The organism is Nostoc sp. KVJ3 (assembly GCF_026127265.1).
In the GTDB taxonomy this organism is placed as follows: Bacteria; Cyanobacteriota; Cyanobacteriia; order Cyanobacteriales; family Nostocaceae; genus Nostoc.
On record NZ_WWFG01000001.1, the window covers coordinates 157,320 to 182,821 of the forward strand.

At 41.2% G+C, this 25,502-nt stretch carries 25 protein-coding genes; 19 read left to right on the forward strand and 6 right to left on the reverse strand.

The genetic code is table 11. From position 1 onward, the window contains the following. The first annotated feature begins 41 nt into the window (after positions 1-41). From GTQ43_RS00650 to GTQ43_RS00665, 4 genes are all read left to right on the forward strand, one after another. Positions 42-485 carry an ATP-binding protein gene (locus tag GTQ43_RS00650; RefSeq protein ID WP_265269801.1) on the forward strand — a complete coding sequence of 148 codons (444 nt, stop codon included), beginning with the start codon at positions 42-44 and terminating at the stop codon, positions 483-485. A gap of 333 nt (positions 486-818) precedes the next feature. After that, positions 819-1,847, forward strand: a complete 1,029-nt coding sequence (locus tag GTQ43_RS00655; protein WP_265269802.1) for a GDP-mannose 4,6-dehydratase — start codon at positions 819-821, stop codon at positions 1,845-1,847. A gap of 64 nt (positions 1,848-1,911) precedes the next feature. Continuing rightward, positions 1,912-3,099: a glycosyltransferase gene (locus GTQ43_RS00660; RefSeq protein WP_265269803.1), complete on the forward strand. Its 1,188-nt coding sequence runs from the start codon at positions 1,912-1,914 to the stop codon at positions 3,097-3,099. Positions 3,100-3,143: 44 nt separating this feature from the next. Then, complete coding sequence (locus tag GTQ43_RS00665; protein ID WP_265269804.1) at positions 3,144-3,515, forward strand: hypothetical protein; 372 nt, start codon at positions 3,144-3,146, stop codon at positions 3,513-3,515. Positions 3,516-3,696: 181 nt separating this feature from the next. Here GTQ43_RS00665 and GTQ43_RS00670 read toward each other — a convergent pair whose 3' ends face one another. Next, positions 3,697-4,128, reverse strand: a complete 432-nt coding sequence (locus tag GTQ43_RS00670; protein ID WP_265269805.1) for a hypothetical protein — start codon at positions 4,126-4,128, stop codon at positions 3,697-3,699. Positions 4,129-4,302: 174 nt separating this feature from the next. On the opposite strand from GTQ43_RS00670, the gene GTQ43_RS00675 reads away from it, so the two are divergent. From GTQ43_RS00675 to GTQ43_RS00710, 8 genes are all read left to right on the forward strand, one after another. Continuing rightward, a complete protein-coding gene (locus tag GTQ43_RS00675; RefSeq protein ID WP_265269806.1) occupies positions 4,303-4,455 on the forward strand; it encodes a hypothetical protein in 153 nt (50 codons plus the stop codon). A gap of 124 nt (positions 4,456-4,579) precedes the next feature. After that, a complete protein-coding gene (locus GTQ43_RS00680; RefSeq protein WP_265269807.1) occupies positions 4,580-4,924 on the forward strand; it encodes a hypothetical protein in 345 nt (114 codons plus the stop codon). Positions 4,925-5,108: 184 nt separating this feature from the next. Further along, positions 5,109-7,262 carry a pentapeptide repeat-containing protein gene (locus GTQ43_RS00685; protein WP_265269808.1) on the forward strand — a complete coding sequence of 718 codons (2,154 nt, stop codon included), beginning with the start codon at positions 5,109-5,111 and terminating at the stop codon, positions 7,260-7,262. A gap of 138 nt (positions 7,263-7,400) precedes the next feature. Beyond that, positions 7,401-7,892, forward strand: coding sequence for a hypothetical protein (locus GTQ43_RS00690; RefSeq protein WP_265269809.1), 492 nt, complete (start codon positions 7,401-7,403; stop codon positions 7,890-7,892). Positions 7,893-8,036: 144 nt separating this feature from the next. After that, the gene (locus GTQ43_RS00695; RefSeq protein WP_012407131.1) at positions 8,037-8,243 is read left to right on the forward strand and encodes a hypothetical protein; all 207 of its coding nucleotides are present in this window, start codon (positions 8,037-8,039) and stop codon (positions 8,241-8,243) included. 222 nt (positions 8,244-8,465) lie between these two features. After that, positions 8,466-9,704 carry a GNAT family N-acetyltransferase gene (locus GTQ43_RS00700; RefSeq protein ID WP_265269810.1) on the forward strand — a complete coding sequence of 413 codons (1,239 nt, stop codon included), beginning with the start codon at positions 8,466-8,468 and terminating at the stop codon, positions 9,702-9,704. Continuing rightward, complete coding sequence (gene ruvX, locus GTQ43_RS00705) at positions 9,704-10,180, forward strand: Holliday junction resolvase RuvX (RefSeq protein ID WP_265269811.1); 477 nt, start codon at positions 9,704-9,706, stop codon at positions 10,178-10,180. The genes GTQ43_RS00700 and ruvX overlap by 1 nt, the downstream gene beginning before the upstream one ends. A 141-nt stretch (positions 10,181-10,321) precedes the next feature. Beyond that, positions 10,322-10,894: a DUF3727 domain-containing protein gene (locus tag GTQ43_RS00710; RefSeq protein WP_265269812.1), complete on the forward strand. Its 573-nt coding sequence runs from the start codon at positions 10,322-10,324 to the stop codon at positions 10,892-10,894. Between the two features lie 229 nt (positions 10,895-11,123). Here the strand turns inward: GTQ43_RS00710 and GTQ43_RS00715 are convergent, their stop codons facing one another. Next, positions 11,124-11,924 carry an RMD1 family protein gene (locus tag GTQ43_RS00715; protein WP_265269813.1) on the reverse strand — a complete coding sequence of 267 codons (801 nt, stop codon included), beginning with the start codon at positions 11,922-11,924 and terminating at the stop codon, positions 11,124-11,126. 643 nt (positions 11,925-12,567) lie between these two features. On the opposite strand from GTQ43_RS00715, the gene GTQ43_RS00720 reads away from it, so the two are divergent. The 5 genes from GTQ43_RS00720 (at position 12,568) to GTQ43_RS00740 (ending at position 16,458) form a co-directional block, all read left to right on the forward strand. Further along, positions 12,568-13,107 (forward strand): YqeG family HAD IIIA-type phosphatase, encoded by a 540-nt coding sequence (locus GTQ43_RS00720; RefSeq protein WP_094343702.1) that lies wholly within the window; start codon positions 12,568-12,570, stop codon positions 13,105-13,107. A gap of 258 nt (positions 13,108-13,365) precedes the next feature. Further along, complete coding sequence (gene proB, locus GTQ43_RS00725) at positions 13,366-14,475, forward strand: glutamate 5-kinase (RefSeq protein WP_265269818.1); 1,110 nt, start codon at positions 13,366-13,368, stop codon at positions 14,473-14,475. Positions 14,476-14,527: 52 nt separating this feature from the next. After that, positions 14,528-15,115, forward strand: coding sequence for a Uma2 family endonuclease (locus GTQ43_RS00730; protein ID WP_265269819.1), 588 nt, complete (start codon positions 14,528-14,530; stop codon positions 15,113-15,115). Positions 15,116-15,285: 170 nt separating this feature from the next. After that, on the forward strand, positions 15,286-15,720 hold the full coding sequence (locus GTQ43_RS00735) for a hypothetical protein (protein WP_265269822.1): 435 nt from the start codon (positions 15,286-15,288) through the stop codon (positions 15,718-15,720). An 18-nt stretch (positions 15,721-15,738) separates the two neighbouring features. Next, positions 15,739-16,458, forward strand: a complete 720-nt coding sequence (locus GTQ43_RS00740) for a hypothetical protein (protein ID WP_265269824.1) — start codon at positions 15,739-15,741, stop codon at positions 16,456-16,458. Between the two features lie 121 nt (positions 16,459-16,579). Here the strand turns inward: GTQ43_RS00740 and GTQ43_RS00745 are convergent, their stop codons facing one another. Both GTQ43_RS00745 and GTQ43_RS00750 read right to left on the reverse strand, forming a co-directional pair. Beyond that, complete coding sequence (locus tag GTQ43_RS00745; protein ID WP_265269826.1) at positions 16,580-17,551, reverse strand: ROK family protein; 972 nt, start codon at positions 17,549-17,551, stop codon at positions 16,580-16,582. After that, a complete protein-coding gene (locus tag GTQ43_RS00750) occupies positions 17,548-18,285 on the reverse strand; it encodes a Mut7-C ubiquitin/RNAse domain-containing protein (RefSeq protein WP_265273633.1) in 738 nt (245 codons plus the stop codon). The genes GTQ43_RS00745 and GTQ43_RS00750 overlap by 4 nt, the downstream gene beginning before the upstream one ends. A 1,061-nt stretch (positions 18,286-19,346) precedes the next feature. On the opposite strand from GTQ43_RS00750, the gene GTQ43_RS00755 reads away from it, so the two are divergent. Continuing rightward, positions 19,347-20,324 (forward strand): sucrase ferredoxin, encoded by a 978-nt coding sequence (locus GTQ43_RS00755; RefSeq protein ID WP_265269828.1) that lies wholly within the window; start codon positions 19,347-19,349, stop codon positions 20,322-20,324. 245 nt (positions 20,325-20,569) lie between these two features. Here GTQ43_RS00755 and GTQ43_RS00760 read toward each other — a convergent pair whose 3' ends face one another. After that, positions 20,570-21,952: an aliphatic sulfonate ABC transporter substrate-binding protein gene (locus tag GTQ43_RS00760; protein WP_265269830.1), complete on the reverse strand. Its 1,383-nt coding sequence runs from the start codon at positions 21,950-21,952 to the stop codon at positions 20,570-20,572. 476 nt (positions 21,953-22,428) lie between these two features. On the opposite strand from GTQ43_RS00760, the gene GTQ43_RS00765 reads away from it, so the two are divergent. Next, complete coding sequence (locus tag GTQ43_RS00765; protein WP_265269832.1) at positions 22,429-23,097, forward strand: cadmium resistance transporter; 669 nt, start codon at positions 22,429-22,431, stop codon at positions 23,095-23,097. Between the two features lie 153 nt (positions 23,098-23,250). On the opposite strand, the gene GTQ43_RS00770 is transcribed toward GTQ43_RS00765, so the two are convergent. Continuing rightward, positions 23,251-24,846 (reverse strand): helix-turn-helix domain-containing protein, encoded by a 1,596-nt coding sequence (locus tag GTQ43_RS00770; protein WP_265269833.1) that lies wholly within the window; start codon positions 24,844-24,846, stop codon positions 23,251-23,253. Between the last annotated feature and the right edge of the window lie 656 nt (positions 24,847-25,502).

Genomic DNA, 25,502 nt, shown 5'->3' on the forward strand with positions numbered 1-25,502 from the left:
TAACTAGCAACTTGAATTTATTTATATTTAAGTCACAGTTAATGTTTACTATAGTGCAGCAAGACCATCTGAAGGTTAAGAGCGAACTCACTCTCCTAAACCAGGTGCAAGAATGGTTCGAGCAATTTTGTCTGCAACATTTGTCTCAACTTGGCTGGTCAAAAACCCAACTCGATCGCCTTAATTTAGCATTAGCAGAAGGCTTTACCAACGCTGTTCGTCACGCCCATTATGCTTTACCCCCAGAAACAACCATTGAGATTAATGTTTATCTATGGATTGACCGACTAGAGATTAGAATTTGGGATTATGGAAAACCTTTCGATCCTGATGCGATCGCAGAGCCAGCCCCAGGTACTCTACAAGTAGGCGGTTATGGCTGGTTTCTTCTCCGGCGGTTGGCTGACCGTGTTGTATACGAACGGGGTGCAGATGGGAGAAATTGCCTCCTCATCGTTAAATACTCTGTAGAAGGACAAAAATAGAAGCGAAGTTTAGCCACTCAATTGAAAACACCGGCATAGACAGCCTTTGCTGAAATACGTAGTTATTTGATTGATATAAATATACTACTTTTTTAATACTATTTTAGATTGGAATAATATATTTTTTACGTACAATTGCTGAGTCATTATGATTTTTTTGTAAAATGTTCAAGAATATTTTGTATAAAAAGAATTAGTGAATACAGTAAAGATAGCATTTGACTTACATTAACTCTGTTGTTAATATTTGTCAGCAGTGTTGAGAGTCTTATTTTTTGTTCTCCAACAAGTGCCGTTTTGCGATCAATAGAGATAGAGAATAGGGGAAAAATTATGACTAAAACAGCCCTAATTACCGGAATAACTGGTCAAGATGGCTACTATCTCAGCCATTTGCTCCTCAACCGTGGTTATCGAGTTGTAGGATTAGTACCCCCGCATCGACAGCCTAATTTGACCAAATTGGGAACACTGGCAAATCAGGTAGAAATTTTTACGGTTGACTTGAGAGATAATACGGCGCTGTTGACAGCAGTTGAAGAGCTACGTCCCCAAGAAATTTATAATTTAGCGGCTCCCAGTTTTGTACCCGATTCTTGGAACGATCCGTTGGGAACCCTAGATTTAATTACTGGTACAGCTACCAGACTTTTGGAAGCAGTCCGACAGGTTGGTTTGTCTACCAGGTTTTATCAAGCCAGCAGTTCCGAAATGTTTGGCGATGTATTCATTTCGCCTCAAGATGAAGAAACGTCTTTCCATCCCAAAAATCCCTATGCTGCGGCGAAGATGCACGCCCACTGGACAATGGTGCATCACAGACAGCGCTATGGACTATTTGCCTGTAGTGGAATTTTATACAATCATGAGTCTCCTCTACGCGCACCCCAGTTTGTTACCCGTAAAGTTTCTTTGGCAGCCGCATCGATTAAATTGGGTTTAACTGACACCTTAGAAATGGGTAATTTAGATGCCAAACGCGATTGGGGCTTTGCGGGAGATTACGTAGAAGCCATGTGGCGGATGTTGCAAGTTGATGAACCAGAAGAATATGTGATTGGCACTGGTAAACTGCACAGTGTTAGAGATTTAGTTGCCACAGCCTTTGAGTCTGTCGGATTGGATTGGACGCACCATATAGTTTTAAATAGCAGCTTATTGCGACAAGATGAGCATTTTCAACTAGTAGCTAACCCCAGTAAAGCGAAAAGAAACCTTGGCTGGGAACCCCAAGTGAGCTTTGAGGAACTTTTAGAAAAAATGGTAAAAACAGATTTAGAGCGGTTACAAAGTGGTGCGATCGCCTTTACATTAGAACAAACCCTTCCCTCATTCCTCCAAGGAACGAGCCAGCCTTCCTAAAAGAAGGCTGGGGGTAAGGCGTATTCAGCGATCGCGCCCTTACCGCAAGTATAAATAACCTAATATGCATATCACTAAAGTGACAAAAAATCTCAAGGTAGGTGATCAAGTTAATCAAAAAACTAACCATGTCTTCGTGTTTTTAGAGATTTTTGCCCACGAAGGTGGTATTCAATCATATATAAAAGATATTTTCCGCGCTTATTTGGGATTAAACCAAGGCTACAAGGCAGAAGTCTTTTTGTTGCGAGATAGCACTGATAGCTTAAATCCGTTTGAAAACGAGAACTTAAAATTTCATTACTTTAAAAATCAGTCTCCTCATTTGGGGAGACTGCAAATGGCGGCAGCTTTACTAAAGTGTCTGTTGCAAAACCATCCGCAGCAAGTTTTCTGTGGTCACATTAACTTAGCAGTATTAATCCAAACTCTTTGTCAGCCCTTGGGGATTCCTTACACCGTGCTAACTTACGGAAAAGAAGTCTGGGAACCTCTGAAAAATCAAGAACGTCACGCCCTGACATCAGCAGATAGAATTTGGACAATTAGTCGTTATAGCCGCGATCGCGCTTGTGTTGCCAATGGTATAAGCCCCAAAATGGTAGAGATGATGCCCTGTGCAATTGATGGGGATAAATTTACTCCTGGTTCCAAGCGGACAGAATTAGTCCAGAAATATGGCTTAACTGGTGCTAAAGTTTTAATGACAGTAGCGCGATTATGGTCAGGAGATATTTATAAGGGTGTAGATGTCACGATTCGGGCATTACCACAAATCGCTCAGGTCTTCCCACAAGTGAAATATTTGGTAATTGGTCGCGGTGATGACCAACCACGATTAGCCAAACTTGCAAAAGATTTAGGTGTGAGCGATCGCGTTGTCTTTGCGGGTTTTGTGGCCACAGAAGAATTAATGGAACATTACCGCCTTGCTGATGCCTATACTATGCCTTCGCAAGAAGGCTTCGGCATTGTTTATCTAGAAGCAATGGCTTGTGGAGTACCTGTATTATCCGGTGATGATGATGGCTCTGCTGATCCCTTACAGGATGGTAAACTGGGATGGCGAGTACCACACCGCAGTCCTGATGCTGTAGCAGCAGCTTGTATAGAAATGCTTCAAGGAAATGACCAGCGATGCGATCGTGAGTGGCTACGAGAACAGGCGATCGCTCTATTTGGGATAGATGCTTTTCAACAGCACTTACAAAAAATGCTTCTATCCTCAGTTCTGAGTCCCAATAACAAATGACTAAAATCGCTATCCTAGAAGGAGAGCAGGACGACATTTAAAAAATGAGCTTTAAGTCATTTCAATTGAATCTTTTAAATCTCCGGCCTTGGCTTACCTTGCTGGCAGTTGTTTGGTTGCTAGCTTCACTGGGCTTGGGTTGGTTGGTTAAGTCGTTAGTAATTATTGTTGGGTTGCTATTTTTGGCACCCGTTGTCGCCTTTTTTGGCTTTCGTTGGTGGCTGCAACGCAACTTAGTTGCCGATCAATGTCCCGTTTGTAGATATGAATTTACGGGGTTAAATAACAGTCAGTTACAGTGTCCTAACTGTGGGGAGTCACTGTTAGTAGAAAATAGTCATTTTCAGCGCTTCACGCCAGAAGGCACAATTGATGTCACTGCTGTCGAAGTTCCAGCCAAATCACTGGAAGATTAGGCATTAGTCACTAGTCAAGTCGGCGTGAAAATTTCAATGTATGTCATTGCGAATGTAACAAAGTGAAATGAAGCATAAGTCCTTCGGACACGCTTCGCGAACTCAAAGGTCTTATAGTTTTTACATTCTGTTACCTGGTTAGGTTTATTTATACCGATCTATTTAGTATAAAGACAAATGACTATTTGTTTTTTTGTGAGATTGAGAGGGTGTAAGTATGCTGTTGCTGAGATAGTTCGCCCACATACAGCGAGTATTTTCCTGTTTGCCAGTAACCAGAAAGTTCTGGCTTGCCCCCAGAATAGCTATCTGGCATTACACAAAAGCGTCCCCCTGGCCCATCGATCAACAGCGTTGCCTTACCTTGACTTTCTACTGTTACTCGTAAATAAGGCAGTGACTCTGTAACCTGGATAACTTGACTAGGCTCAGTGGTAATATTGCCACAATTACTTTTGACAGTTCCCCCAGATTTTCCATTTAAAAGCAATGGATCTGGTTGGGAATTCCGATTTATTTGGACTGTTGGTGTTTGTGCCAAATTAGCCTCAGTAAAAACCAAACTCATCGCTAAAGCGGTGGGAACAATTGCAAGTAGCCGAAGCTTTTTCATTTTAATTAATGCTCCAGATTTTTTAGAGCAATATTGTTATACAGTCTAATTTAATTGACGATATCCATCTATCTTGGTTCCAAAAGCTACCGTATAACCTAATACCATTAAGTTGAAAATTGTTTGTGAAGATAGGATGCAGAGATTTGACCAAGTAAAGTCTCTATATTGGTCATGCCAATTAACTCATCTCTGATGATTGCTAGCGATCGCTTATCTACTAAAATATTTAACCATCAGTTAGCAAGGCTTTATTTTTTACATCTTGAAAATGTAAAAATACTGGATAAATCATCTACGGTAGCAGACAATAACAAAAAAACATAATTTTTACCAATCAGAAAGGTATTGCACACACAGACATTAGCTAAAATCACTAAGACAACCACCAAAAATAGAATTTAGTTGGCCTGTTGTCTAATAACCGTGCTAACTGAGGTAGAAAAGATTGATGAATCCTCAACCAGAAGAAGACTTACAACGTCGCCTCGATCGGCTAGAGGCAGAAATTAATTCCCCACCTGGGGTTGTTTCTCGACCACAAGGACAAAAACAGATGCCTCAGTCTGTTTTTGCCAACTTGAACTTGCAACTGGAGCGATTTCAGATTTGGTTCAACGGCTTATCTGGGACGAAAAAGCTGGTAGTTGCGGGTGTAACAGTGCTAGTAGGCTTGGCGATGCTGCAAGCAGTGTTTAAACTGGTTGCATCTGTAATCACTCTGGCACTTTTAGCAGTGTTAGTGTATGTTGGATACAAATTTTTTGTGTCTGGTAGCTTTCAACGTAAGCAATAAGTTGATATGCATTTACTTGGCAATCTGCCCGGAGTTATGAGAGTCAGGAGCCATAATACAAAAGGCTCTTGACTCTCATAACTCCTCAATTCTATTTCACTATGCTTTTCTTTTTGCCGATTAGCTTAGTCTATTTTAATTGTGCCGATGGCGGCGTAGAAATAATATCAAAGGGAATTATTCGATGACATCACCAATTGTTAGGAGAAGTAGTAATCAATCTGGTCAGTCAAAAGAACCGGAAAGAGCCAATTCGCTGTTCTTAGCCAGTAGGCGTTGTGCAGCTTGGGCGGCTGAAATCGCCTTAGTGGTTGCCAGTGGGTTGATTCCCTTCGGCATTGGTGTCTATGCCAATTCTCGGAGCGATTTGAACCGAGTGCCCCTTAACCCCGTGTTGGTAGTCACAGAAAGAGCGATCGCTCGGCCCCTAGCTCTACCTGTAAGCTATGGCATCCGTAACGTAGCATGGCCGACTAATATTTTGTGGACAATCGCCCTGTTAGCGCCTGTAACTCTCTCGTGGTGGGAATTGTATCTACTGGCTAAAACTGGTAGAACAATTCCAAAACGTTGGTTCAAAGTGCGGGTTGTGAACGAGCAAGGAAAGCCGCCCGGATTGGGGGCAGTTGTCATTAGAGAAGGAGTTGGACGTTGGACTGTACCCATTTCCATCGCCTATCTGCTGTGGCGCTACAGCTTTGCTTTTCCCAACTTAGGATTATTCACATTTTTGTCCCTATTAATGATTGTAGGTGAAGGGATCGGCTTACCGTCACGTCGGGGTCGTCGCGCTCTACACGATCAACTTGCAGGTACTTATACAATAGATGCGACTCGCCCTTTACCATCCTCATTTTTAGCTAGCAACAAACAAGCTCAATCTACTGGTAATGATGAAGTAGAAGGGCAAGAGGGAGAAGAATTAGCGGCAGATGAAATCAATCAATCGCCCAACCTTTGGCGGCGAATACAACAAAATCCCAATCTAACTTTGTTTGGGGTAGGACTGACGAGTATGACTGCTGTGTTGGCAACTTTAATCGGCACTCAAGTTTATATCCAAATTCAGCAATCCCAACGAGCAACTAAGCAAATTAATAGCCAACAGTTCCTCGAACTTGTCAAACAATTAACTCCCAACTCTGGGGCGACTAATGAGCAACGCCAAAGTACAATTCTGGCTATAGGTGGTCTTAACGATCCACAATCCATCAAATTTTTGACGGATTTATTGGTTAGTGAAACCAACTCCAGTCTCTTAGATACGATTCAACAAGCTTTGACAACTGTCGGGCCCCAAGCCATCCCGGAATTAAAAAATAAGAATCAGTTTTTGGTGGGTGAACTAGAGTCTGTGGGTAGCGGTGCAACTCAAGAACGGGAATTACGGCAAGGGCGGCTGCAAAGAAACCAGCAGACAATCAACAAAATTCTCTCTGTTTACAGTGGGAAAATGGAGGGCGTTGACCTTAGTAGCACCCAATTAGGTCAAAGCGGTACTCCAGGAAGTTCCTTCTTCAACTTAGTATTAGACAACCTTGATTTATCAGGAGTTAAGTTTAAATCTGCAAATCTTAACCAAGCAAGCTTTAAAGGTAGCCGTTTTCGGAGTGCGGGTGAAGATGGACGCTGGGATACCTACGACGATGTAATCGCTGATTTAAGTCAAGCTCAGTTGCAGCAAGCAAATCTGACTGATGCTAACCTCAGTCGCGTCTTGATGAACCGGATCGATTTGAGTCGCGCTGTTCTCAACAGAGCCAACTTATCGAATGCGCGTCTATATGACGCTAAACTCAACAGCACTCAATTAGTGGGAGCCGATCTCCGAAACGCAGTTTTAGAAAGAGCCAGCTTAACTGGGGCTGATTTAGGCGATGCTAAATTGAACGAAGCCAATCTGTATGCTGCCCGTTTAGGTCGTGTCACTGCTATAGGAACGCAATTATCCTTTGCCAACTTAACTAACACTGATTGGCAAGGGGCAGATTTATCAGGAGCCTATTTAGATCGTGCTAATCTCAGCAATGCTAACCTGAGTGCCACTCGTTTAGCTGGTGCTGTTTTGCGTTCTGCCCAGATGGAAAACGCTAACTTACAAAATGCTGACCTGAGTCTTGCAGATTTACGGGGGGCGAATGTAGCGGGAGCAGATTTTAAGGGAGCAATTCTCGCCCCTAGTAAACAAGATCCAGCAGATCAATTTGTCCAAACCCCAGATTTAGGCTCAGTATCTGCCGTAGTTCAAGGCGTTGATTTTTCTCAAGCCAAAAATTTAGATGCCAAGCAATTAGCGTACATTTGTACTCAAGGAGGCATTCATTCGCGTTGCCCGTAGAATGGAGGGGAGCAGGGGGCAGGGGGCAGGGGGAGCAGGGGACGATGAAGTAGATGAGGCGAATAATCAATGCCCAATGCCCAATGACTAATGACTAATGACTAATGACTAATGACAAATTGGTGTGAGGAGTCTGTTATGAAGTATATTCCATATTTGGTTTCAGTTTTGGGGGCTGGTTTAGTTTTGAGTCTGGTGAGTACTAAACCAGCACAAGCTCAAGTAGCTTATGGAAGCTACATTGGTATAGGCCCCACTGTTGGTTTTACTGATGGTATCCAAATCGGGGGAGTAATAGCTGGGCGTTACAAGCTTTTGGAAGCACCGATTTCACTGCGTGCGCAAGTGTTAATTGGTAATAATACGGCAGTTGTACCAACAGTTTCTTACGATTTCCCCCTTAATTGGCAAGCTGATGCGTACCTGGGTGCTGGGTTAGTGTTGGCTGGTGGTGGTGGATCTTCTCCTGTGGGCGACAAAATCAGTTTTGCTTTACAACCGGGCATTGATTATATGATCCCAAATAGCAATACTGTCCTTTTTGGAAATGCCATCATTGCTTTTGATGCCTACCGTGATAGCAGTGGTACAGCTATCTCTGTACAAGGTGGTGTTGGGTTGAGATTTTAATGGGCAAAGAAAAACTCTGCCGCGATCGCTATCCCTAAGAAGCGTTAAACTTCATTGCAAATTAAGAAGTTAATCCAAACAACATGATAATTTTTTGTCATGAAGAGAAATAGCACAGGATTAACACAGGAGAACACAGTGGCAATGGAATCAAATTTATTAACAGATGCGGGCGCAGATGAAGTGAATCAAGATTTCAGTGAATATGTCGCCAACCTTCAACTTCACATGACTCTGCAAGCTCGCAATCTTGTTCCATCCCTGAAGCAAACACTGGTAGATAGTCGTCAGCAACTACTCCATCAAACTCAAGCCCACTTTGAAAAGCTAGTTTCTCGACAAGGGCTGTAAATATATACAAATTTTAATCAAAATTCCAATAAAATAAAGGCAGATGTTGTTGGGTTAATGTCAATGTTATGCTCACAAGGTCTGCTTTTTCTGCTTTTTTAAGTATAAAGTTACTCAAATCACACTTTTGATGCACTAGTAAATGGCAGAAAGCAGTTAATATTATTGCAGCAGTTCCTTTGAAGAGCAGTTAGTTAAGGCTGAATAGCGGCTCGAATAAAAATGACTTCATTACTTCCCAGAAACCTCAGCGTTGTTATCCGACCAGTCCAATACCGGGATTTGGACGGGATTGAGCGCATAACTCAAGAGTCATTCGCAGCCCTTACTCCCCAGGGAGCAGGTTTTGCAATCAGTCAGATGCTCATGCTGCGTCGCTGGTATGGATTACTCAAATTTTTGAGTTGGTTCCCCAACCCGCTCCAGTATCGCCTCTGTGCTTTTGTCGCAGAGCAAGGACGGATGCTTCTAGGGATGATTCAAGTGTCACCTTTTAACCGAACACGCAGTACTTGGCGCATCGATCAAGTGCTGTTAGAGCGTGGTGTCGATAAACAAGGAATTGGTTCGCAACTTTTGCGTCATTGCTTTGAATCGATTTTGGAAGCTCGGACTTGGCTACTGGAAGTTAACATCAATGACATTGAGGCGCTGGCACTATATCGGCAAAATGGATTTCAACGTCTGGCGGAAATGACATACTGGGAAATTGAGCCAGAATTATTGGCTGAATTGGCACAAGCAGAGCCAGATTTGCCCAATCTTTTGCCAGTGAGTAATGCTGATGCCCAGTTGCTCTATCAACTAGATACGGCATCTATGCCTCCTTTAGTCCGTCAGGTTTTTGACCGCAATACCCGCGACTTTAAAACCAGTTTGTTTGGCGCTTTAAGCGATGCAGTGAAGCAATGGGTGACTAAAACAGAAGTCATCAGTGGTTACGTATTTGAACCCCAACGCAAAGCTGCCATCGGCTATTTTCAGGTGCAACTTGACCGAAAGGGGGAAGTTCCCCACGTGGCAACGTTGACGGTTCATCCTGCTTACACTTGGCTGTATCCAGAATTGTTATCTCAACTGGCTCGGATTACCCAAGATTTTCCCCAGCAAGGGTTACAATTAGCCTCCTCTGACTATCAAGCAGAGCGAGAAGAGTATTTGGAGCGAATTGGGGCAAAACGCATAGAACATACATTAGTGATGTCTCGTTCTGTGTGGCATAAGCTACGGGAGTCTAAATTCGTCTCATTAGAAGGAATTCAGTGGACTGATATGCTGCAAGGGTTACAACCGGCACGCAAACCTATACCAGGTGGGATGTCATGGATACAACCAGGAAAGCTACCATCCTCAGATAAACCACTACCAATTAAGTCAGAACCAATTAACTTTTCGGTAAAAAACCCTAGCATAGAAGTATCGCCGATTCCTGAATCAGCAGATGCAGAGCCGGAGAATTAGTGATATCCCAGGAGCAGCCAAAACCGTTTATTTCAGCGTTGGGACTAGATTTTGGTCGCAAGCGCATTGGTGTGGCTGGGTGCGATCGCACGGGTTTAATTGCCACTGGGATCACTACAATTGAGCGCACATCTTTTGAGCAGGATGTCGAGCAAATCCGGCAAATAGTTAATGAACGCGAGGTGCAAATTCTAGTTATGGGCTTACCTTATTCAATGGATGGCTCAATAGGATTTCAGGCGCGTCAAGTTCAGAAATTTACTACAAGACTTACTAAAGCCTTAAAACTGCCCGTGGAATATGTGGATGAGCGATTAACTTCATATCAAGCAGAGCAACTGCTGATAGCTGAGAACCGCTCCCCGTCACGCCATAAAGGTTTGATTGACCGCAAGGCAGCCGCTTTAATATTGCAACAATGGCTAGATGTTAAGCGTGCTAGTTCTGGCAGTTCGGTGGCGGCAATTGAATATTGATACCTTTTAACATGATATTCTGAAAACGGTTAGTCAGCAGTTGTATCTACGTATAAAGCTATTTGGTTGAGATAGTATGTCATTAAATAGTTAAGCGATTTCCAAACTTGCTGGTATTTAGTAAATTTTTAGATTTCGGCTATGTTTTCCCCTCCATTTCCTGAAGAAAATGATAACGCTCATACCAGTTCCATCACTTTAACCGATGACAAAGGGCGATCGCTCGAATGTTATGTAGAGCATTCCCTTGAGGTAGATGGACAAGAATACGTTTTACTGCTTCCTGTAGACTCACCTGTAGAGATTTTTTCTTGGGAAGGTGACGATGAGGAAGAAGAAGCGGTTCTGGTAGAAGACGACAACATCATTGAGCAAATTTTTGCTAATGCTCAAGCTGTACTATCCGAGCAGAATCTGATATTGAAAAACACAGCTTATGCTTTGACAGTGGCAGGTGATTTACCGCCTGTTGAAGAATCAGAACTCTTTACCTTAGAAATCGAAGACGAAGAGGCCGATTTAGATCCAGAGCAATTACAGCTACTCGCTAGCTTCTATGATGAAGATCAGGAGTATGCAATTTATACACCCCTCGATCCCCTATTATTTTTTGCACGGATTGCGAAAACAGGTGAACCGGAATTACTTTCCCCAGAGGAATTTCGCCAAGTGCAACCTCTGTTAGAGGAACATCTTTTTAATGAAGTAGAATAAAATTTAAAATTCAAAATGTAACATTTTCATTTTGAATTTTTATTTTAATCAAAATCTACTTAAACCCTTTACCATGTCCCGTTAAATGTGGAAGCAATGAAACATTTTGGGAGAGTTTGTATTGTTTAATATTCTGATAAAAGCATATAATTTTGTAGTGTTGACTGCGATCGCCCGACTCAAGGCTACTGCTAAAAAGCAGCAATTTTTACGATCTCCAAATTGAGCGTTAGCCTTTGAAAACGATGTCGTACAGTGACAGCAGAATCTCCACCACAATCAGAATCACCACATACCACTCTACTCGCTGGCTACTGCTATGCTGCATGAACTCCAGGACTGTTTGTGCGGTTTGGGTTATTAGCTCTAGCTTGCGTTCCAAGGCATTGTGACGCTCACGGATTTCATATTCATCCTCTAAGCGGAGATATAAGTTTTCTAGCTGTGGGGATTCCCAGAGCAATTCTGGCTTATCAATAATCTCTACTCGACCTACAATCTTATGTTGAACTAATAGCGTAGTCCCAAGTTGACGGAGTAATTCCCGACTCTGCTTTCTTCCTCGGTTTTCGCGCTGGAGACTAGCTGCAAATGGTTCAATTTGATCGAATACGGACGCGAGGCTAGTTTCATAATGAGACAGCACAACACTTTTAGCGAGGATATCAGCCACTATCTGCAAGCGTTCTACACTAAATTCATGCAGCAAAATTTTTCCTTCCCTAACTCTTTCACTCTCCGCAATATTGAGATGAATTTCTACCTCTTCTGTTTCGGGATCGGCAAAAGAGTCAGTAACTTGAGAGGATAGTTTGGTCAGAAAGGCTATTTTTTCTACAGGTTCAAGGTTAAACAGAACAACTGCGCCATAGTCTAGCAGTACTGCACAGCCATGTTCACCGACTGTAACCATTAGTGGCATAGTCGCCAAGCAAACGTAATTCTCCAACGTATGTAAGTGAATATCCTCACCAAGGAATAGGGCTTGCGCTCTAAATCTATCTCTGTCACTAAAAAGGAGTTTTTGCATTGTCGCCCTATTTGCTTTTCTGTCTGCCGATCTTTGGGGGTAGCAGGGCCTTTAGCCTGATTCTGAGTACTTAGTTAAAGAATGTTTTGCCAATAATTCTGTAAATCAAATCCCCAATGAGAGCAAAAACGTTGAATTTTGTAAATCTAAAAAATTATATTTAATTATTTTGTTCAAATATTAACATATATTGAGCTATTTTTAAGAAGTTTTTTTTACATTCAATATTTATTTTTGCTTGCCCGTTTACAACAAAACTAATTTCAATTGTTGCAGGGTCAATTAAGTAGGTAGGCATAATTAAACATAAAATAAGATCCTAGTTCGTAGTGAGCGATTCATCGCTCAAAAAAATGATTATCAGGACTAAAGTCCCGACTACGAACTTTGATTTATTCAAGAGGAAGAAAATCAAAATAGGAAAATTGATACTCCTGTAAAAGTGGGGGATGTTTGATTTTTTTGAACTTATCATAAAACGATGTATTCATTGATTTGAGTAAATATTAAATTAGAGAGATAGATAATATTTTAGTTATTTTATCTCAAAATGTTCAGGGGGATATTCCAGAATGGAGTTCGACTAACTAAACTATATTGGGTTATGCTCATTTGTCTGAGCTATTAAATTTGACTGTTGACTATGGCGTGGAACAATCTTTTGCAACCTGATTTGATTTTAGAAGGTTCAGTATTGAACCTAACACCAGATATTATCCAAAAATACGGACTGAAGGGGCTGGTATTGGATGTAGATGAAACTTTAGTACCCTTTACAGTCGGGATGGCTTCGCCAGAACTACGAGAGTGGGTAGAGCAAATTCGCGCCTGTACTGCATTGTGTTTGGTGAGCAACAACCTGAGTGAAGCAAGAATTGGGGGAATTGCGCGATCGCTCAATTTACCCTACTATTTAGGTGCAGCCAAGCCTTCTCGACGCAAAATTAGGGCAGCAGTCAGGACAATGGATCTACCAGTGCATCAAGTGGGGATGGTAGGCGATCGCTTATTTACCGATGTCATAGCTGGTAATCGTCTGGGGATGTTTACCATTTTAGTTGAACCCATTGTCCACGCCGATGCAGCTTTGCGTTCTCATCCCATCCGCAACTTTGAAGTTTGGGTATCCGAAATTTTGGGAGCCTCTATTACCCCTAAGAAAAGCAAGATTCACAAAACTTGAAAAATCGTCAGGAAAGTAAATCTAAAGAAATGGTTAAGGAATCTTACTGGAAGCCAAAAATCGGGGATCATAAGTATTAATAACATGGAGTCAGCCAAATAAAGACCCTAACTCATACTAAGTAAATATACACCCGTAAAGCGTCAACCTTCACTATAGAGGGATTGGCGCTTTACAAATTGAGTTAGGAGTTAGAAGTTATGAGTTATGAACTAAATTCAACTCCTAACTCCTCACTCCTAACTCTTCACTATTTAAATGCCACTAACAATTGTTGTCAAAATCGGTACTTCTAGCCTAACTCAACCAGAAACGGGACAATTAGCACTTTCTACCATCGCTACTTTAGCAGAAACACTCTGCCATTTGAGAAGCCAAGGACATCGGGTAATTTTGGTTTCTTCTGGGGCTGTGGGCGTGGGTTGTGCGCGGTTGGGCTTAACTGAACGTCCGAAAGCGATCGCACTCAAACAAGCTGTAGCAGCAGTTGGACAAGGACGATTAATCCGTATATATGATGATTTATTTACTACTCTGCAACAAGCGATCGCTCAAGTATTATTGACTCGCAGCGACTTAGTACAACGTAGCCGCTATCTTAACGCCTACAATACTTTTCAGGAATTACTGGGACTGGGAGTGATCCCCATAGTCAATGAAAATGATACTGTAGCAATAGACGAACTAAAATTTGGTGATAATGATACCCTTTCGGCATTGGTTGCTAGCTTAGTAGAAGCAGATTGGTTATTTTTACTTACCGATGTAGATCGCCTCTACTCAGCCGATCCCCGTTCAGTGCCAGATGCTCGACCGATCGCTTTAGTTAGTAGCATTAAAGAATTAGCTGAATTACAAATACAAACAGGTTCCCAAGGTTCTCAGTGGGGAACTGGGGGGATGCTGACAAAAATTTCGGCGGCAAGAATTGCGATCGCGGCGGGAGTGCGGACTGTAATTACTCAAGGGCGATTTCCCCGGAATATCGAAAAAATTATTCAAGGTGAACTGATTGGGACGCATTTTGAACCGCAACCAGAACCAACTTCAGCGCGTAAACGTTGGATAGCTTACGGACTTTTACCTGCGGGTAAATTGTATTTAGATGAAGGTGCGATCGCGGCAATTTCTCTAGGGGGAAAATCGTTATTAGCTGCTGGAATTAAGGCAGTAGAAGGAGAGTTTGACACACAAGATGCGGTGCAATTGTGTGATAGCAACAGTAACGAAATTGCTAGAGGACTTGTGAATTACAACAGCAACGATCTGCAAAAGATTCGCGGTTGTCATTCACGAGAAATTCCCACAATTTTAGGCTATGCCGGTGTAGAAACAGTAATTCACCGAGATAATTTAGTTTTGACTTAAAATGTAAATAAGATAAATTTCATAAGTACTAACTGGGAGAGTAAAAAATCTTATGACTCAAACGTTAGAAAATGCTATTAACTTACCAGAAGAACAACGCTTTTTCCGGCATGGATTAACTTGGGAACAGTTTAAAGCAATTCAAGCCAGCTTTGAAAATGTACCAGGTGTGCGGCTGTTTTATTGTGATGGATTCTTAGAAATAGTGACAATTGGTAAGCCTCATGAGGCGATTAGGTGTTTAATTGCTGCACTATTAATTACTTACTTTGAAGTCAAAGGGATTGAATTTTTCCCTAGTGGGAGTTTTAGCCAGATTATTCCCAATATACTAGAATACCAAGCAGATTTATCTTATTGCTTTGGAACCGACAAATCTATACCAGACTTGTGTATTGAAGTGGTGATTACTAGCGGTAGCCCCATCAAGTTACAAAAGTACAAATTAATGGGAGTTCCAGAAGTTTGGTTTTGGGAAGATGGCACAATTGAAGTCTACTGCTTACGAGAACAACAATATGACAAAGTTGTTAAAAGTGAGTTTCTAGGAGAATTAGATTTACCACTGGTGAATCGTTGTCTTTTGTTGTCATCTCCCTTGGAAGCGATTAGAGAGTTTCGTCAAAATATTCAACAGTAATAGTCAGGTAAAACGATTAGTGATTTTTAAATTTCACCACATTCTTAACCAGTTTTTCACAGATTAGCTTGTTTCGTGAAGACTCTATAAACTATCCTTACCGTGCGGTAGTATAAGTATGTTTAGAATTTAACTTTGCTAATCAATACACATCCGCATCTGCCAACTATATGGATCTGAGTAATATACCGAAACCTATTTGGTACGCCCTGACTGGATTTCTCTTGTTGACTATAGGCTATGGGGCTGCAACTCATGTTCCAGGGCTGAATACCTCAGATAAAGAAAGCGCTGAAAATAAACCTTCTACAGTACTAAACTCAAGTAGTGTAAAAGTTAGTGTTTTTGATGAAGCGACTCAAGTTCCGATAGTTGGCGCAAAAGTAATAATGGAATCTGAAGGTGGGTCTGATACAGATACAACTGATAATTTAGGTGCTTTCAGAGTTCAAATACCAACTACAGACTACGTTAAAGTTCGCATATATAAAAATTATTGTGAGCCTTATAAGCAAGACTTAAATTTGAAAAGTAACCCAGATAGACCTAAACCTATTTTCTTGAAATGTTCAGTACCTCAAAAGAAGTCTACGCCTAATAGTTAACTTTTTCAGTATCCTTAAATGTTATCACTGCGCCAGCATTTTCAGCGGATTAAAGAAATAGTTGACTGGAGTTGGACACTAGCCATTTTGTGTATGGTCGGTTATATAACTCTGGGACAACTCGCTCAATTATACTGGGCTATGGTTGTGTTTGGAGGATTAGCCGGTAGCTTCGGTCTATTTTATGAATTTTCCTGTGAAAAACTAGCAGATTTAAATGCTATTGAGGATACATATAAACTTCAAAAGGTAATTGCAACCTCAGCTTTGGCTCAAGATTTACTTGGGAAATTTGCTCACAGAAACCCTGAGATTAAAAATCAGTTTCCTGCTTTTGATCAACTAAGATATCAAGTCAGCAACATCAGAGCTACCTCTGCCGCTAAATTCAAACAACGGGTTAATCAACAAACAAGGACACCATCTCAAAGCTCATCTCAACCGCCATCTCAAAAACCAGCACAACCAACTCCCCCATACACACCACCGAAAAGGGAATCACAACCTCCTCTACAAAAGGCAACTCAGCCGCAGCCTCAAAAACCAGTACAACCAACTCCCCCATACACGCCGCCGAAAAGGGAAGCACAACCTCCTCTAAAAAAGGCAACTCAGCCAAAGATTTCTCTAGAAGAATATAAAAGAATTTTAAATAAAAGTGATTATGTACCTGTCAAGCCTCATCTGAGAAACGGTCATTGGGTGAGGGGACATTACAGGCGGAAACCAAAAAGGTAATTTCTTCCATTAGTCCAGATTACTTACTATGTGTGTTATTGATAAGGGCTTCGCCTAATAGCTTTTAGTTAAAGAATCTAAATAAGTAATCCCAAAAAACTACAGCAAAGCGATCGCCTTTTTACCTTTCAAGCTCCATTTCTGCTAAAGCCACACCACCCCACAAAGGCGCATCATCACCCAATACCGCCGGCACAATTTCAAAATCAACCTCCGGTAAAGCCGTCTCCCGTGCCACCTGACGCACCACCCGCCAAAAATCCTCACCCGCCTTCATCACCCCACCTCCCAACACAAAGCGCTGCGGATTCATCAAATTCGCCACATTGCCAATACCCACACCCAGCGCCCAAGCAGCCTTATTCAAAACTTCCTTAGCCAAATCATCCCCAGCAGCCGCCGCTTCACTTACCAACTGCCCCGTCAGCAACGTCAAATCATCCCCCACCAAACCCCTCAAAACCTTTCCATCTCTGAGTTCTCCGCGCCTCTGTGGTTCGTTCTCCAAAATTTCCCTAGCATTTTGCGCCATATAAGGCCCCGAAGCCAAACGTTCCACACATCCCCGCTTCCCACACAAACAAACTGGCCCAGCAGGATCTACAACGATATGTCCAATTTCGCCAGCCATCCCACCAGCACCCCGCCAAGGCTGGCCGTTGAGTATCCAACCACCACCTACGCCAGTGCTGACAGTGATGTAAAACAGGCTATCGTATCCCTGTCCAGCACCAAAACGGTGTTCACCCAAAGCAGCAATATTGGCATCATTATCTACACCAACAGAAACGCCAAACTCATCCTCCAACAACCCTTTGAGAGGAATATTTTCCCATCCAGCCACATGATGAGATAGTCGTACCGTCCCCGTGGAAGCGTCTACCGGGCCGCCAAAGCTGACACCGATCGCAGCAGGTTTTGCATCTTCTAACAGCGAGTAAATGAGCGATCGCATAATTCCCAAATCAGTGCTAGCATCTGCACCTACTGGCGAGAGACGACGTTCATAACGCAACCACTTTCTCGAACCGATATTTACCAATCCTGCTGCTAGTTTAGTGCCGCCAAAATCGAGAGCTAAAATTAATGTCATTTACTTACTTCATTAATAAACTGTTGCAATCGTTCATAATGTGAACCTTTCCAATAAATGCGTTCACAGTCTTGACAACGCTGGAATTGATCGATGTGCAATCGCACGTTTTCTGGCACTTGCTCAATAATCGATTGCTTATCTACAGATTCTAATAATCCATTGCAACGCAAACACCGTTTAAATGGTGCAATTAATTTAAATAAGTCGAAGCGTTGCAGTACTTCTATAATTTGTTCTTGAGGGTTAGTATTTCTAACATAATACCCGTGCGTTACCAAACTACGCATTAATAGCCCTTTATCACGAGTCAAGATAATCCGCCCTTGAGTGTGGGATATTTGGGCTAATTTATCATCTTCATAGTCATTGCGATATAAAGTATCAAAACCTAAAAGTCGTAGAGATGTCGCCAGCTTCCCCAAATGAATATCTAAAACAAAGCGAATAGTAGTGAGCGGTTCTGGTAAAACAGAAATGCTTGGTAGAATAACATTCCTAGCTGAAATTGGATAAACATTAATAGTATCTCCATCGGAAACAATGTAAGAAAAATTTACATATTCACCATTAACATTTATAAAATCAACTTCTGGATGAGGCACACCCAACGACTCAATCATGTCCTTAATTGAGGCTTTCTCCTCAAAAAAATGAGATATTTTCACCTGCTTGTGATGCCGTGGTAAAAAATGATTCAATTCTGCATGGAAGTAGAAATATGCGATCGCCATAGCCACAGATATTTTGATTACCCTACTGGCAAAAATTAGTCACAGTTGCAAAACTTTATCTATTGTCTTGAAAGAATCAATCCTTCTTCAAGTGACCTATCTCCACTAGATAATGGCTATCTACCTTGATTTAAGCAACCTGATAGAGATAAAAAATTATAAAGATTCTCAAATACTTGCATTTATTTTTGAGTTCAGTTACAGTCAAGGCAGATACCTATCATCAAACCCTGACATGAGCTTCAGGAAGTTAGATTATATAAAGGGTAAATAACAAGTTTGTTAATGTTAATACCAGTGACGCTCTTAATAATTAGTCACTAGCTTTTAACATTAACGTATTGTGCATTAACTACGGGGCATTAAAGCATTTACCCCTAATTTTGTTGTTTTTATTTTTCCATTACAATTGAGAATTATTCGCAATATGTATAAATTGATAGATATTATATTAAAAGTAGATAGTGGAGAAAGATTTTTAAACTCATATTGGCTGATTTCACATCGCCCTTTAGGAATATATTTTTCAGAAGAAAAACAAAAAATTATATTTTTAGATGTAAAAACAGGATTTGTAACTAGCTATATAAATAACTTCAGCAAAACTTTAAATAAGTATCTTACTACGAACAATGTTTCTGATTGTAGTATCAGCTACATTGATATTATCGGCAAGTTAATCCTTAGTAACTCTCCAAGTAGCTTTGTATGTACAAGGTACAAGGTTTCATTTATTTGATTTTGGTAAAAAAGCAAGTTCATAAAAATCGAGTTTCAGCAAGGAAAAATTTATAAAATACCAAATAATAATAAAACTAGATACAAAATTAACGTCGCTCATACGGAAAAATCTATCTTGACACTGTTTATCTTTATTGTGGAGAATTTATTAACCGGAAAGACCTCGATCAATAATGATGTTATAAAGTGGCTACCTAGTTTTTACAGGGAAATGAATATTGTTCTTTTTTATCTCCTTTAGCCAAGGATATTGTAGCTAAGAACACAATTGTATTTTGTAATACCTTTTGTCCATAAAATACGCTAATGAGTACAGCGAGATGAATACTTTTTTTTGTTCTGACGATTCACTACAAGTAGGAGAAGATGTTATTGGTAGTGCCACCAATTATCAAACTTATATTTTAGTTGAGTGTCCTTTACCGTGGACATCAGAAGCATTTAATTCTAAATGGGTGCCTCAGAATTTGAGGATTTTGGTAGAGGAAGTAAAGCGTGCTAAATTACCGATTAGATTTCTTTTAATTGCTAATGATGTCTCACATAAAGTAAATCACACTACGCTTTTAATTTATCAAAAAGAAGATGGGCTAAGTAATGGATACCATAAGCAAGAATTTAAGCTAGCAAATATTGAGCAAGTAGCAGCAGTTGTCCAAAAATGGCTATGGGGTATCAGTTCTAATTCTGAGGTAGAAACTGGTACAACTAGAGATATTTTAATTTGTACTCACGGTAGCCATGATAAGTGTTGTGCTAGATATGGCGCTCCTTTTTACTTTAATGTTACAGCTAGTAATGCTGATTTGTGCTTAGATAATGTGCGAATTTGGAAATCATCGCACTTTGGGGGACATCGGTTTGCACCAACAATCATAGATTTGCCAGAAGGAAGATACTATGGTCGTCTCGATGGAGATTCATTTAGATCAATTTTGACTCGGAATGGTGATATTCAATGCTTACAGAAAGTCTATCGAGGCTGGGGAATTCTACCTGCTGCACTTCAGGTTTTGGAAAGAGAACTAATCTTTTGTAACGGATGGGATTGGTTTAACTACAAAGTTGCAGGTAAAATTTTAGAGCAAAGTTTAGATAATAATACTATTCTGGGTGAGTTAAGTTTTGAACAACCCTCTGGTTCTCTCTACACTTACCAGGCTAAACTTGTGAAGGATGAAACAAGAACTCAACAATTGAAGAGTTCATGTAATGCTACAAAAGAGTTGGTAGTTACTAAATATGCTGTAAGTAGTTTGTGGCTTACCTCTAATAAGGTGATGAGTTATAGTACATAAAAGACTGGGGTATGCATCTATCTAATTCGTAATTTGCGTAATGAGACTCTCTACGAGATGCAGCGCGTAGCAAGATTCTCGAAGGAGTATATGAGATTTTTTTTAGCGTAGGCGTAGCCCGATGTAGGCATCGCACTTTTGAAAAAAAACTTTTCTACTTACTGAAATTAAATTACTCAATCCCTGCATCCACCAAAACTATCAACTTTCTTCTTCCCCAGGCTTCTTTTTCGCTCAGTGTCGAATTAATAAGTCCAATTTTGCTTAGTCTGCAAGCTATAAGTTCCATCTTGCACATTCACTCGCTCAGGAATTAGATTTAGATCCCTAAACACATTTGCTTGATGCTGTAGAGCAGTGAGTGATTGATCGTCAATGGGGATGATGGCACGTTCGGCACTACGTTGCTGTAAAGTTTCTACAATGGATGAATCGATTTCATGGTTTTGTGCCATTCGTTGAACCGCTTCCAATTCCTGTCTCTTAGCCCAAGCTCCAGCTTCATTTACCTCTTCTAAAATCACCTTGAGCAGGTCGGGATAGTCGCGTACTATCTCTGGAATCGCGTAGTAATAAGTCGGAACTTCTATGGAAGCTTTGTCACCAAATATGCTCTCCAGATCGGCAATCGATCGCCCTGGGTAAGAGCTTCGGGTCTGAGTTGCTGTGTAGGGAACCCAAATCACCCAAGCATCAATCTCACCACGGCGGAATCGGGGTAGCGCCTCCGGCTGTGTGAGATAAACTGGCTCAATGTCACTAAAATCTAGACCTACTTTCGCCAGCGATCGCACAAGTACATAATGGGCGCTTGAACCTTTGTCAAAAGCGATCTTTTTCCCCTTCAAGTCTGCTAGTGTCTGAATCGGCGAATCTTCCGGTACTAAAATCGCTTGACCTTTGGGAGCAGTATATTTTTCTTTTGCTACCCGCACAAATACATGATCTGCTGCTTGAGAAAAGATGCTAGCCGTACCGCCACCGCCGCAGAAGTCAATTGTCCCGTTACTGAGTGCTTCTATCAGAGAAGAGGCTGATAAAAAGCTTGTCCAGGTGACACTCAGCCCATAAGGTTGCAAACGGGTTTCGAGCAAGCCTTGAGTCCGAAGAACTTCCAGATTTGTCATCCCCTCTGGATACCCAATTTTGAGTTGCTTGAGCCGCCGCGCTTGTTCAGCTAAAGGCGTGTTGCTAGACCCAACAGAACGGCTAGAAAACCAGCGATCCAAAGCTATACAAAAAATTATGCCCCCCACAAATAGTCCCACGGTTTCTAGTAACCGAGTTGTCGAATTTTTGGGTATTTGGAACTGATTTAGTAGAGAGGAGAGTGTATTGGTAGATTCAGAAGCGACAGCAGCATGACTGTCAAAAGCCAGAGTCCAGACCAAACTCGCAGCAAGTCCGATGCAAAATAAGACTGCAAACCTGTAGGCAGCCGATCTCCGAATGACTGCTCTGAGTGACTGTAAGATGTTTTGACCTGTGCCTCTAAGCAGAAGGTTAATGAAACGACTAATCATTATGAGTCCTTGGCTGAAATAACCATCTATTTGGTTAGGCGGCTGATTGTAAAGGGTTTGGGCTGAAACCCCTCTAGTAATTGATGCTGGGAATGAATGGCGCATTACATACGAGAATGCAGCCAGAGTGTTATACTTCTTTGGGCTGTTTATATATTATTACTGAGGCTTACCCCATTTTTTTTTGAAGTTAGAGAAATTGGTAAATAACTTAGGTATTTTGGATGATGGCAGTTGAACCAACATCCAAGATTAATTCCCTCTATTGGCGATCGCCTCTGGTGGAGTGTCAAAAGAGGCAAAGGAGCAGGGGGCAGGGGGAAAGACTGAGACGGAGCTTGTACTCCGCCCCAGTCCAAGCGTTCTGGAAGGATGGGGCTTCATACCCATGTTCCGCAACGCTTGTCGCAGAGGAGAAGGGCTTGCTCCCCCTGCACCCTGCACCCTTCCCCTCTGCCTCTTCGGTGATTTATAGAAATCTGGGACAAACAAACCCTATTTCTCGATATTGCGGGGCTGATTGCTCAGGTTGAGCGATTGGTAATTTCGGTCATCAAACAGGTGTTGAGCGAGTGATGGTGATGGATTGGTTAATTGCAACAATTAAGATTGGGCTAGCTGCTGCTGTAGCAACAACCTTTGACGACAATATTTATCTGACTGCTTTTTTTAGCTCAGTTAATCGGACTTTTCGGCCTCAGCACGTTGTGGTTGGTGAGCTTCTAGGGTTCACAGCATTAGTGATAGTAAGTTTGCTTGGTTTCTTATTGGGTTTAGTAATTCCGTCAACTTGGATTGGTCTACTAGGGATTCTACCGATACTCATTGGTTTGAACAATTTACGCAACCTTAATCAGGATGACTCAAATGAAGATAAGTCAGCCAATCTGAAAATAAACTCTAAATATCGAGGATTTGATTCCAGAAAGCGATCGCTCTGGGACGTAATCCGCGATCCACAAACCTATCGTGTCTCTGCCGTTACGCTTGCCAATGGTGGTAACAATTTGGGGATCTATATTCCCTTATTTGCCACTAGCTCAATCCAAAATTTGTCCGTAATCATACCAGTTTGCTATGTTATTGTTTTCTGCTGGCTATTGATGTCCTATAACCTAACTCGCCTACCTGGTATTGCTTTAGTCCTCAGCCGCTATGCTAGTAAGATATTTCCCTTTGTACTAATGTGGCTGGGCTATAGGATTTTGATGGATAGCGAATCCTATCGGCTTTTTCTACCGAAGAGTTGACATTAACAATTCGTAATTACTAATTCGTAATTACGTCTAATTCAGCCGTAACGCACCATATTTTCAGGCGTGTTACGCGCTGCTTGAACGCACGCTACAATTTAAGGCTTACTTTATAAACACCCTCTTAGATCCCAAATTCTAAATCCAAAATCAAGATTGACCAATATTCAGCACTTTTCTTAACAGTATTTGGTCTTCTAATTTGGCTTTTAAACGACCATTTTCGATATCTCGAATCCAGCTTTGGCTTTTACCTGTGAGTTTTGCTAATTCTCTTTGGGAAAGATTCAAATTTTTTCGCGCTTGCAAAATCTGTTCGCCCAGTAAATCGTTTGTAGCTTTGGGCTTTTTTTTGGCTTTAGCAGTTCGCCGTTGCTTTTTTTCTGATTCGGAAATTTGCTGTTCCCATTCTGGTGGGAGTTCAAAAGCTAAAATCCGCGCATTCATGAGCAGATTCCACTTACCACGGGGGCCTGTGTCTGTGAGGCGAGTTTCAGCACCACCGTCGTTAGTCCAAAATTCTAATGCTTCATCTGGATCTTCGGGAAGATCGATTAACTTCGCCCACAAAGGTTGAATTTCTGCTGGGTAAGTAACTGGATCGAAAAGTGGCTTCATTCCATAGTGATTGAGAATTTCTAAATCGCTTTCAAAGGTTCGCAGTAGACGTTTGCGTTCTTCGCGTTGTCTGGATGCAAGGGCAACTTTTTCCTCGCCGTAAGCGATACGCAGCAAGGTAGGAATAGTGATGCGTTGTTCTTTGCCCATTTTGGTTTTAAACAGCAACCACAGCATTAACCGGACTGCGCCTTCATGTTGCTGCCAAATGCTCATAACTGTGGTTAGTAGTGTTTTAGGGAGACTACCGTATTGATAGAATGCGGTTCGCTCTTTACACGCTTGTTTGTTTAAGAAATATTGCGCCCATGCGCCTGCTTTGACTTTAAAAGTTAGCCCAATCAGATATTTGCATCCAAGATTGTCTTCTTGAAAGTGGTGCTGAATATCTACTAAGTGCCATAAGCGGCTGTTTGTAACAGAGAATCCGTTAATTCGACCTTGTTGTGGCCAGTCAATGGAGATAATCAGGGAGCAAGCTTGCTGAACAAGATTTTTCATTAAAGCTAGCTTGGCAGCTTTGCTTAAGTCTTTGCGTTTCTCCATCCCCAAATATTTCTCGATTTGGCGCTCATCGATCGCAAATTCTTGCTCCCAAGGTTGATCTAAAGCTGTAGCATAACCTGCAAAAATCAGATGTATGCAAGCGGCTCTAATGTCAAGCCCTTCAATTGCTGCTATATCTGTGGCTTTGTCGTTAACTTTGAATGGATCTTGGATGTGAAATGCGATCGCACCCTTACCTTGATTAACTTGTCGGCTGTAACTGATGTAACCATCTTCATCGGTTTCCCAATGTAGGGATGTGCGTTGTGCTAGTACATTACAAGCTTCCCAAATTGCGATCGCAGAAGCAAATGGATTATTCTTGCCGTTAGAAAACAAGTCTAAACTGCTAGCATCTCTCGGTTCAACTTTGCATCTCCCCTTTTTCGCCTGCCAAAGAATGGGAGACTTAGTTGGACAAGCTATTACACATTGTGGTTTAGAATAATAGCCCTCACAATTATTACAAAGACCAGGATCAATCCAATATTCATTGTCCTCTATTCTGATTGCACCCGTAGGACATTGGGGGCGGCAGTTGTCACATCCAACGCAACTGTTGTTAGGAATTGTATAAGGCATAAGGCTCTTTTCCCACTCTAATCGTTGAGATGTCTGTCTCAGTTCTCCCCTGGATGAGTCCTGTCTATTCATGACTCGCTACCACATAATCTTTCTGGCGAAAATAATCTTTTCTCGCCACATTCACTCCCCACATCCATATTTTGACTTCACATCCAATCGGAAGCTATTTAAGGCTTTTAAACTGAGCCTGATAAAACTTCTTTATTAACTATACATTTCATGAAAAAAATAATTAATTTGTTCGTATCGAGCTTAGAAAAATATCTTAACATTTATTTAATTACGTATTTAATGAACATTTTAGCTTTGACTACAAGGTGTTTTTAGAACATAATTCAAGTCTGCTGTAATTGGATATCATCTGAATTTATTAATAATTTTAATATTTAATGCACGCTCTGATTCTGCCATGAAAATTACAGTTCCTTCGTAAACTCATTATGTTTGCTTCATAAATTCATTATATTTATTTAAATCGAAAAGCAATGTTTATTTTGTCATCATTTATCTAAATAGTTAAATCAAATTATATTGCAATTTGTTGCTTTATAAAATACATAATGCATATATCAAAATGTAATTAATGAACATTTCTTTTTGTATATATGTATACTATTCGTCTAAATTCAATTGCTTAAAGCTAAAAATATTTG

Bases quoted from the DNA above. Each gene is read 5' to 3' on its own strand.
- GTQ43_RS00650 (WP_265269801.1), top strand. From the start codon at position 42: ATGTTTACTATAGTGCAGCAAGACCATCTGAAGGTTAAGAGCGAACTC.
- GTQ43_RS00655 (WP_265269802.1), top strand. From the start codon at position 819: ATGACTAAAACAGCCCTAATTACCGGAATAACTGGTCAAGATGGCTAC.
- GTQ43_RS00660 (WP_265269803.1), top strand. From the start codon at position 1,912: ATGCATATCACTAAAGTGACAAAAAATCTCAAGGTAGGTGATCAAGTT.
- GTQ43_RS00665 (WP_265269804.1), top strand. From the start codon at position 3,144: ATGAGCTTTAAGTCATTTCAATTGAATCTTTTAAATCTCCGGCCTTGG.
- GTQ43_RS00670 (WP_265269805.1), bottom strand. From the start codon at position 4,128: ATGAAAAAGCTTCGGCTACTTGCAATTGTTCCCACCGCTTTAGCGATG.
- GTQ43_RS00675 (WP_265269806.1), top strand. From the start codon at position 4,303: ATGCCAATTAACTCATCTCTGATGATTGCTAGCGATCGCTTATCTACT.
- GTQ43_RS00680 (WP_265269807.1), top strand. From the start codon at position 4,580: ATGAATCCTCAACCAGAAGAAGACTTACAACGTCGCCTCGATCGGCTA.
- GTQ43_RS00685 (WP_265269808.1), top strand. From the start codon at position 5,109: ATGACATCACCAATTGTTAGGAGAAGTAGTAATCAATCTGGTCAGTCA.
- GTQ43_RS00690 (WP_265269809.1), top strand. From the start codon at position 7,401: ATGAAGTATATTCCATATTTGGTTTCAGTTTTGGGGGCTGGTTTAGTT.
- GTQ43_RS00695 (WP_012407131.1), top strand. From the start codon at position 8,037: ATGGAATCAAATTTATTAACAGATGCGGGCGCAGATGAAGTGAATCAA.
- GTQ43_RS00700 (WP_265269810.1), top strand. From the start codon at position 8,466: ATGACTTCATTACTTCCCAGAAACCTCAGCGTTGTTATCCGACCAGTC.
- GTQ43_RS00710 (WP_265269812.1), top strand. From the start codon at position 10,322: ATGTTTTCCCCTCCATTTCCTGAAGAAAATGATAACGCTCATACCAGT.
- GTQ43_RS00715 (WP_265269813.1), bottom strand. From the start codon at position 11,924: ATGCAAAAACTCCTTTTTAGTGACAGAGATAGATTTAGAGCGCAAGCC.
- GTQ43_RS00720 (WP_094343702.1), top strand. From the start codon at position 12,568: ATGGCGTGGAACAATCTTTTGCAACCTGATTTGATTTTAGAAGGTTCA.
- proB (WP_265269818.1), top strand. From the start codon at position 13,366: ATGCCACTAACAATTGTTGTCAAAATCGGTACTTCTAGCCTAACTCAA.
- GTQ43_RS00730 (WP_265269819.1), top strand. From the start codon at position 14,528: ATGACTCAAACGTTAGAAAATGCTATTAACTTACCAGAAGAACAACGC.
- GTQ43_RS00735 (WP_265269822.1), top strand. From the start codon at position 15,286: ATGGATCTGAGTAATATACCGAAACCTATTTGGTACGCCCTGACTGGA.
- GTQ43_RS00740 (WP_265269824.1), top strand. From the start codon at position 15,739: ATGTTATCACTGCGCCAGCATTTTCAGCGGATTAAAGAAATAGTTGAC.
- GTQ43_RS00745 (WP_265269826.1), bottom strand. From the start codon at position 17,551: ATGACATTAATTTTAGCTCTCGATTTTGGCGGCACTAAACTAGCAGCA.
- GTQ43_RS00750 (WP_265273633.1), bottom strand. From the start codon at position 18,285: ATGGCGATCGCATATTTCTACTTCCATGCAGAATTGAATCATTTTTTA.
- GTQ43_RS00755 (WP_265269828.1), top strand. From the start codon at position 19,347: ATGAATACTTTTTTTTGTTCTGACGATTCACTACAAGTAGGAGAAGAT.
- GTQ43_RS00760 (WP_265269830.1), bottom strand. From the start codon at position 21,952: ATGCGCCATTCATTCCCAGCATCAATTACTAGAGGGGTTTCAGCCCAA.
- GTQ43_RS00765 (WP_265269832.1), top strand. From the start codon at position 22,429: ATGGATTGGTTAATTGCAACAATTAAGATTGGGCTAGCTGCTGCTGTA.
- GTQ43_RS00770 (WP_265269833.1), bottom strand. From the start codon at position 24,846: ATGCCTTATACAATTCCTAACAACAGTTGCGTTGGATGTGACAACTGC.